At 26.8% G+C, this 7,897-nt stretch carries 10 protein-coding genes; all 10 read right to left on the bottom strand.

The genetic code is table 11. The annotated features are described in order from the left end of the window. Nucleotides 1-72: 72 nt before the first annotated feature. The 10 genes from HMPREF1552_RS10360 to HMPREF1552_RS10400 all read right to left on the bottom strand — a co-directional run bounded on the left by HMPREF1552_RS10360 (nt 73) and on the right by HMPREF1552_RS10400 (nt 7,631). Nucleotides 73-1,287, bottom strand: coding sequence for a lipopolysaccharide assembly protein LapB (locus HMPREF1552_RS10360; protein ID WP_021745143.1), 1,215 nt, complete (start codon nt 1,285-1,287; stop codon nt 73-75). A 62-nt stretch (nt 1,288-1,349) separates the two neighbouring features. Then, complete coding sequence (locus tag HMPREF1552_RS12370) at nt 1,350-1,520, bottom strand: hypothetical protein (RefSeq protein ID WP_021745144.1); 171 nt, start codon at nt 1,518-1,520, stop codon at nt 1,350-1,352. A gap of 102 nt (nt 1,521-1,622) precedes the next feature. Beyond that, nucleotides 1,623-1,856 (bottom strand): hypothetical protein, encoded by a 234-nt coding sequence (locus HMPREF1552_RS10365; protein ID WP_021745145.1) that lies wholly within the window; start codon nt 1,854-1,856, stop codon nt 1,623-1,625. 76 nt (nt 1,857-1,932) lie between these two features. Next, complete coding sequence (locus HMPREF1552_RS12860; RefSeq protein ID WP_021745146.1) at nt 1,933-2,184, bottom strand: hypothetical protein; 252 nt, start codon at nt 2,182-2,184, stop codon at nt 1,933-1,935. Nucleotides 2,185-2,419: 235 nt separating this feature from the next. Beyond that, entirely contained in the window at nt 2,420-3,022 is a 603-nt protein-coding gene (locus HMPREF1552_RS10375; protein WP_039901614.1) for a hypothetical protein, read from the bottom strand. A 35-nt stretch (nt 3,023-3,057) separates the two neighbouring features. Then, nucleotides 3,058-3,684 carry a ribonuclease HII gene (locus HMPREF1552_RS10380; RefSeq protein WP_231370770.1) on the bottom strand — a complete coding sequence of 209 codons (627 nt, stop codon included), beginning with the start codon at nt 3,682-3,684 and terminating at the stop codon, nt 3,058-3,060. Between the two features lie 619 nt (nt 3,685-4,303). Beyond that, entirely contained in the window at nt 4,304-5,269 is a 966-nt protein-coding gene (locus HMPREF1552_RS10385; RefSeq protein WP_021745149.1) for an RluA family pseudouridine synthase, read from the bottom strand. Between the two features lie 46 nt (nt 5,270-5,315). Further along, the gene (locus HMPREF1552_RS10390; protein WP_021745150.1) at nt 5,316-5,984 is read right to left on the bottom strand and encodes a Fic family protein; all 669 of its coding nucleotides are present in this window, start codon (nt 5,982-5,984) and stop codon (nt 5,316-5,318) included. A gap of 36 nt (nt 5,985-6,020) precedes the next feature. Beyond that, the gene (locus HMPREF1552_RS10395) at nt 6,021-6,437 is read right to left on the bottom strand and encodes an HD domain-containing protein (RefSeq protein ID WP_021745151.1); all 417 of its coding nucleotides are present in this window, start codon (nt 6,435-6,437) and stop codon (nt 6,021-6,023) included. A gap of 171 nt (nt 6,438-6,608) precedes the next feature. Further along, entirely contained in the window at nt 6,609-7,631 is a 1,023-nt protein-coding gene (locus HMPREF1552_RS10400) for a hypothetical protein (RefSeq protein WP_021745152.1), read from the bottom strand. Nucleotides 7,632-7,897 lie beyond the last annotated feature (266 nt).

The raw sequence follows: 7,897 nt of genomic DNA on the forward strand, positions 1-7,897 counted from the left end.
TTTTTTTTAGATTTTTTTCATGCGTTTGTCGTGAGACTGGAAAACTTCTCTTCTTTTTTTATTTGAATTTATTTAATCATATAAAAACACTTTTGTCGCTATATTATTCAAATTTAATGAATTATATAATAATCCTTTTTCCTCTAATATTTTTTTGGCTAACTCTTTTATTTTTTTATCATTCCCTTTTTTCTGATAATAACCCATCATTCCTAATATTGCTTCCGCATTTTTCTGTTCAATACCTCTTAAAAATAGTTTTTTAGCTTTTTCTTCATTACCTTCTGATATTTCTAACATTCCTAATGTACTTGCTGATTGTGAATTTCCTGCATTTATTCCTGCTTGATACCATTTTTTTGCTTCTAATTTATTATTTTCCTCTTCATAAATATTTCCAATCTTATATGCCGCCATTCCCATATTTCCTTTTTTATAAGCGATTTCGTAATACTTCATAGCTTCTGAATTATTATCTAAAAATTTATACATATTTCCTAGAAAATAGTATCCTTCAAATCCATACTCTAATAATTTTTCATATTTTTTCTTTGCTTCTTCGTATTTATTTATTCTCATCAAGGAATCTGCTTCATCAATTAATTCAAATTTTTTATTTTCATTCTCATCTCCTAACATCAAGTCTATTTTTAACATTATTTCATCATCTATTCCATTCATTTTATTTTTTCCAAACATTTTTTCCTTTAAGCTATGAATCTTACTCTTATTTCTTTCTCTATAATAAATCGTCATAAGATAATATATTCCTTCAGCATCATTTCCATCTTCCACTTTTAACAAATATTTTTTTGCCTCATCAATTTTATTTTCACTTATTAATAATTTCCCCAAATCAATGTTAGAAAATTTATCGCCTTTTTCAATACCTTTTAAATACCATTTTTTCGCCAAATTAAAATTCCCTTTTCTATAAGCAATACTCCCCAATATATATGCTGCTTGAGAATTTCCTTTATCATATGCAATTTTGTATTTCTTTTCACCTTCATTTTTATCAATAAAATTGTAGTATAAATAAGCAATACTTAAATATGCACCATTATCGTATTTTTTTGCTTCCTCATAATATTTTTCAGCATTTTTATAATTACCTTCATCTCTTTCTACATCTCCTAACGATATTAATTTCAGATATTTTTTATCCTCATTTTTAACTCTATTTGCGGGTTTAGAGCAACTTATTATAGTAAAACTTAATAACCATAAAAATAAAATAGTTGGTAAATATTTACTATAAAATTTTTTTAATTTCCACAAAATCATAACTGTTCTCCTGTTTTCTAAACTTCCTTTTTAAAAAATACTATTTTTTAAGATTTGTATTCTCATTTTATTATTTTCTCTTTTCCCAAAAATTTTTCCTTATCTTTCCACTCTACTCCACTTTCTTCAAATATTTTCTGAATTTCATTTACAAAATTTTCATTTACTTTAAAATTTTCTATTTCCTCATCAATTTTATTTGGATTAATATACCAGACAGAAATATAGTCCATATCATTCTCATATTTTGTTATAAGTTCTCTATATCTTTCTTTTGGATAAATATAAGGTTCATGAGCATAATCATTTTTTCTGTATTCAAATCTATTTGCTAATTAATAACAAAATTCTTCTATTGAATTAGAATAAAATTCTTCTAAATTTTTAGTTCCCACTAACATTCTTATTGGAAATTCTCCATCTGGAAATTCTATCAAATCACACTTATAAAGTTTGTAAATCATTTCTACAAAAAATATCCAATATTCTTTTGTATCCTTTAATGGTTGCATAAATGTTCCTAATGTCATATCGGTAAATATCCATTCTCTATCATCGTCTACATCCATAATAAACCATTGTGAAAATTCTTGTAATGCAACCGCTTCTCATTTTTTCATACCTAAATTCCTTTTTAATTCTCATTCAAAATATTTTCTTATAAAAATTCAAACGAAAGTTCACCTTCAAAAAAATAACATCATCTTTTTCATAAGCTACATCATTTTCAAATTCAACTAAAATTTCTGAATCTGAAATAGCTGATTCTACCAGTAAAGAATCTGAATTTATATGTTTTACCACTCTTACTACAGTTTCTATATGTGGCGATTTTGGAAAAGGCTCTACAGCTCTCAATTCACTATCCACTTTCAAACTTTCGCATACATATTGCATAAATAATTTTCCTTTGACAATATCCCCTTTTCTAATAAAATCCTTTACATCAAATTCTACAAATGAAACATTCCATTTTTTATCATTATTTTTTAGTTCTTTTATTACTACGTATCATAGTCATATTCAAATGTCCATAACTTCTCCATTAAATATTTTTCATATAAAACTTTTCATCTTCTCATTTAATCAAACATCTCTAAATCACTTCAAATTTCCCACCTCTCATAAAAATTTATGAAAACTTCAAATATCTCAAATATTCCATACCGATTTTCCGATTTTTTTCTAAAAATTTAATAATTTTTTGTTTTTTTGCTTCTATAATTTCATTATTAATTTCTGATTTTTCCAATTTTTCTAATTCATTTTTGTAACTTACATATTTTTTTCCAATTTTAAAATTTTCTTCCATTTTTTTACGTATATTCTCCACAAGTTCCCTATCCTCTAAATCCAACTCTGAACTTTTCCAAAGAATTTCATCATCTAAATTTCTTATTTCATCAGGACAAGTAAATAATGAAATATGTATAAAATTTCTATATTTATTTTGGGATAAAAACTTTTCTGTCAGCCATTCTTTTTTTGTTTCACCTATAACTTCATAAATAATTTCATCAAAACCAACATCTTCTATATTTTCAAAAAAACCTTCTGCAAATTCATCAAGATAATTTGACTGATTTTCATCAAAGTATTTCCCCAATATTTCAATATTTTTTTCTTTCCAAACAAATTTCAAAATATCATCACTAATATTATATAGAAAACCTAATAATTTATCATCTACTATCTCAATCCATCTTTCTCCTTCATCTTCCATAATTTCCAACATTTTAATCCCCTTCATTCTACTAAATAAATAAAAATCTATTTTTTCTTCCCACTTCCATTCAATATTTTCTTCAAAAACGTCTTCCTATGATACCTACAAGCCCCTTTTTCAAGCAAAATCTCCCTATGTTTCTTAGTTCCATATCCTTTATGTTTCTCAAATTCATATTCAGGAAATTCCTTTGCAATCTCACAAAGTATTCTATCCCTTGTAACCTTCGCCACAATCGAAGCTGTCGCAATTGCAAGAGATTTACCATCTCCCTTCACAATGCACTCCTGTTCTCCTTCATACTCTCGAATCAAATGGTTACCATCAACCAGAACTATATCAAATGCTGATTTTTCAGCTACTTGATTAATCGCTCGACTCATTGCTAGAAATGTTGCATTCAAAATATTCATCTCATCAATTTCCTTTTCTGACGCAATCCCAATTCCCACGATGCAATTTTTTTCTATTGCTTCAAACAATCTTTCTCTTTTTTTCTCAGTCAACTTCTTCGAATCGTTAATCTCCTGCAATTCTGGAAAATCCTGAATTACAATTACAGCTCCAGCCACAACTGGCCCTGCCAAAGGCCCTCTTCCAGCCTCATCAACCCCAACAACAATCTTATTGTATTTTTCGTCAAATTCCATTAATTCATTTTTTTTATCCATAAGCATATTCCTTTACTTTCTATAATATTTCTAAACTTAAAATTTGATACCATTCCCAATTTAAATAATGAATTTATTATAAACTTTTCCAATAAAAGATATAAACCTAATATTTTCAAGAAATTTAAGATATAATTTTCATTTTTTAAACAGAGTCTAGCATAACCTAATCCGTCGGAACATTTTTCTGTGCTGGCAAAACTGTCTGAGCATAGCGAGTTTTTTGGCAGTGCAGAAAAATGTGTAGACTAGTCATAGGTTATTGTGTAGCAATCTTGCCAAATATTTTGATTATCAGGATAAGCCTTTTACTGCAAGATAAGGTTTTGCGGCAATGAGCAATCCTGCAAAAATAAAAAGAAAAATATAGAAATCAAAGAGAAAAATATTTATAAACATAGTAATTAGATGAATGATTATAAAAATTTATTCCTATTTCTAAAAGAGGTTTAGTATGATAATTAATTTTATATTAGTTTTTTTTCTTAACAAAATTTTGCTTAATAATATTTCTAATTAATTTATCTAATACTAATAACTTATAATTCAACATTTTTAATTTAACTATAATTATTCATTTAATTAGAATGAATATTTAAAAAAATCAAAAAATTTCAAATTATAGCCCACATTTTTTCAATGCCTTTTCAAAATCTTCAGGCAATTCTGCAATAAATTCTATTTCTTCTTCTGTAATTGGATGTTCAAATTCCAATTTGTAAGCATGAAGCATTTGGCGTTTTTCGGCGTCTGTTCTGCCGTAGACACTGTCGCCTAGAATTGGATAGCCTAAATGTTTCATGTGAACTCTGATTTGGTGAGTTCTTCCAGTTTCAATATGAACTTTAACAAGTGTAAATTTTTCCGTCTGTGAAATTACTTCGTAATTCGTAATTGCAGTTTTTCCTGAATTTAAGTCATTTATTACGGTCATTTTCTTCCTGTCGTTTTTATCACGCCCGATTTGTGTTACAATTCTTCCGCTTTTCTGGTTTAGTTTTCCTTTTAAAATTGCAAGATAAGTTTTTTTTACAGTTTTATCGTGAAACATTTGTGACAATTTTAGATGTGACTTGTCATTTTTGGCGATTATTAAAAGTCCGCTTGTGTCCTTATCTAGCCTATGCACAATGCCAGGACGGATTTCTCCATTTATTCCTGACAAATCTTTGATGTGATACAAAATTGCATTTACAAGCGTTCCTGAATAATGTCCGTTTGCAGGATGTACGACAATTCCAGCTTTTTTATTGATAACTGCCAAATCATTATCTTCATAAATTATTTCAATATCAATGTTTTCAGGTTTAATTTCAACAGTTTCCAGTTCTGGAATTACAACTTTTATTGTATCATTTTCTTCAATTTTATAAGCAGGCTTTGTCTTTTTTTCATTTACTAAAATATTTTCATCTTTTATAAGCTGTTGAATACGTGTCCGTGTCAACTCGAGCCTTTCCGATAAAAATTTATCAATCCTGCTCCCTGCCTCTTCCTTCAAAACAACAATATTTTCGTCATTTTCACTATTTTCAACATCTATTTCATCTTCAAATTCATTTTCAACTTCATATTTTTCATTCATAATTATCTATTTTTCTTTCTTTTATAATTTTTTATTTTCCAAAATTCTATTCTCTTTTAAAATTTATCCCGTCAATACAATGATTATAAATTAATTCCTTAATTGCACTCACATCATTAGTTTCATAAAATTTCACAAGCAGTTCCAAAAATTTCTCTTGCTGTTTTATTGGTACAGAAATAATTCCAGCACCATTTTGAATCATTACGTGATTTGCTGTCATCATGCTTGTTCTTTTATTTCCATCATAAAAAAGTTGGCTTCTCATTAAATATAGCATTAAATTTATTGCTTTTTCTGTTGCGGAGTTTTCACTTTCCAAAATTTTATTCAAGTTATCATTCACTTTTTCCTTATCTGGAATTTCAGGCTTCCAATCCGTTCCACCCATACTTACATCCGAGAATCTCAATTGTCCTGGAAAAGGGTTTACATTTGCCTCCCCCATTAGCTGATTAATTTTCCAAATATAGTTTAAATCAAGAGGATATTCAATATTTTCCAAAATAAATTCCCACGAATGTTTTAAATTAACAATGGCGTTTATATCCTTAACTTTCATATTCTGAACTCCCAGCCCCTGAAAAATCGTTTCTGTCTGAGGATAAGTCACAGCTATTCCTTCCAGATTTGCCGATTTCCAAATTGAATCCACTATATTTCTTTTCGCAACAAAAATATTCTCCTCCAATGTCATTTTATACTTATCTTTCATAAAATCACTCTTTTCTAAAAATTTTTCATCAATTTCTTAACTCTCATCATCACATTTCTGAAAAATATCCATTTCCTGCGAATAACCTCTATTATGATGATTTTTCGCCAAAACCGCTACTTCCTCATCTACTTTTTCCAGCTTTTCAGAACTTCTTTGGGCGTGGTTTCGTAACTGCGTTTTAAATCCTAATTTATGCAAAACTCTCGTTATAATCGACACATTTTCTTTTCCACAGTCGTGCAGAAGTGCCAATTTTAAATATTTCTCGTTGTTTTTCAGTTCCGTTTTTTTTATTTTTTTATAAACTTCAAGCGAATGAAACTTGTCGTAATCAGACATTTCCAAAAATATTTTCTTTTCTTTTTCTGTCAAATTTTTCAAAGCCTCATTCATATAAGCCCTGTTAATTTTTGGTTTAAAATATTCCATTGCTTTTCTAATTATATACATTTTTCCACTCTTTTCCTAATCTTGATTTTTCTTATTTTTCTAAACTTTCTGACAAAATATATTAATATCCAGTTATCAAATTTCATCATTCAATATTTTTCTATAAACTGTATCTAAAAACTTTTAAAAACAATAAATTTCTACATAATCTATAAAATATTTTCAATTTTTTCAAATCTCTTTTACAACTATATCCCCCAAAATCTTCTTTAACTTCCTAATATTTTTCCCTCTTTTTCCAATAAATTCCCCTTTATCTTTCTTTTCAACGAAAAATACCGTAAAATAACTATTTCTCTCAATTTTTTTAACTTTACCAATACTTTTTAATTGTTCATTCAAATTATCTATTTTGATTTCAGAATTTCCTGTTTCCAAATTTTCATTATTATTATTTTTCAAATTTATCAATTCTTCAATATTTTTTACATCAAAAAAACTGATTTTTTCCAATTTCTCTGAAAAATCAACTTTCATAAGTGTCAAATATTTCCCATCAAGCGGTTTATCTTTTATCCCTAATTTTCTATTTTCAAAATTTCCATCATTTAACTTTTCAATATCAAACTTTGTATTATTTAAAATAAAATTGCTCATAATCCGCACCTGCTGTGGTAAAAATCCATCTCCTACAAAATACAGCTTATCATTTTCATATTTCACAAAAATTTCTCTTGTGTGATTTTTTAATTTTTTCCCTTTTTCTGAAGTAAATTCGTAAAAATCCTTTTTCCTAGATACTTTATTGCAAATCTGATTTATTCTCTCTTCATCGTTTTTCCTAAGTTTTTTTGGATATTCATAAATATAATATCTTTTTTCAATCATTTGTGGAAATTCAAGAAACGGCAATGTTCTTACTATTTTATTTATTTTCAACCCTTCTGTTTCCCAAAATTTTAATTTTGAAAAATCAATTATCTCTTTGGAATTTATATAAAGAATATTTTCTTTTGCACTCACATTTGCATCAGTTCTTCCAGCCTGCTGAATACCTTTAAAAATCTTTATTTTATTCTTTTCAAAAATTTTTCTGAATTCTGACTTAACACTCTTTTTATCAGGATTTTCATCAAAAGATTCAAACTTTTGACCATCGTATTCTACAAAAAACATATATCCAAAATATTTTGTATTCTCAAAATCTCTTATTAATTTATCTATTTTTGACTTCTCCATATCAATTTTTTCCATTTTTTATCCCTTAATCAATTTATTATTCACTTTTTTTATAACACTAGAATACTTCATAAGTTAAAAACAATTTTACTAACATAATGTATTATATATTTTTAAAAAATATTATAATTCTAAATCTAATACTAAATCCCGTTAAATTTTTATAGTAGGGTTGTTTGATAGTTAATTCATAAATCATTCAACTAAATTATTTTTTATTATTTTTTAGATATTTTAATTAATAAATTTTTTTCATTTTTATTTTCGTAGGATTGCTCATT

The organism is Leptotrichia sp. oral taxon 879 str. F0557, assembly GCF_000469385.1.
GTDB lineage: Bacteria > Fusobacteriota > Fusobacteriia > Fusobacteriales > Leptotrichiaceae > Leptotrichia > Leptotrichia mesophila.